The sequence below is a fragment of the Acetobacter okinawensis genome (genome assembly GCF_002153655.1).
GTDB lineage: Bacteria > Pseudomonadota > Alphaproteobacteria > Acetobacterales > Acetobacteraceae > Acetobacter > Acetobacter okinawensis_A.
Window position 1 is genome coordinate 1 of record NZ_JOPJ01000081.1, and the last position, 645, is coordinate 645.

Genomic DNA, 645 nt, shown 5'->3' on the forward strand with positions numbered 1-645 from the left:
TCCTCCATAAATGAACCGTAGAAGCATGGTTTTCCCGTGAAGGGTATAATCTTCCCTGAAAGTCTGTTTTGGCTTTCAACGTGGCTTATTTCTCATTGAAACAGCATATCTGATGCTTTCCCATCCGGATTAATCCAGCAAACCTGTTTTCCAAATGATATCCGGAGTATTTCGTCTGTGTCTGATTTTTTCAACACATAGTCGCACAGGTTTCCTGTTGAGCATTTCATGCAAAACACACAATTGAAACAACAGAATATATCGTTGATTGTTTGTTTAATATTATAAATATTTGATATACTTATTCACATAACTACATATAAACATTGCAATAACCATAAATATAGTTTATAAATGACGTATATTTAAGGAGTTATTGAATGGAGTAATATTATGATAAATTACAGCACTGTTTTTTCCCTGCTCTCTGAAGGCATCAGAATCCCGGATAATCGTTCCTGTCCCTTGGCCGGACGTTACCTGCGTTGTTTCTCTTCTGCGCGGGAAGTCGGATATAGTAGCAGTTTCTACATTCGTGATTTTGTCATGGTGAATGCCCCAAGAACGGCTGTTGCTGATAAACTGGTAGAGTTGGGGCGTGACATTCTTTGGATGTTTCCTGAGTTCATAGAGGTTCCTGATACA

The 645-nt window shown here is 38.3% G+C and carries 1 protein-coding gene; it reads left to right on the top strand.

The window, feature by feature from the left end; genetic code table 11:
* Positions 1–393: 393 nt before the first annotated feature.
* The coding region (locus HK26_RS13345; RefSeq protein WP_143296378.1) for a hypothetical protein at positions 394–645 on the top strand (252 nt) is incomplete at its 3' end.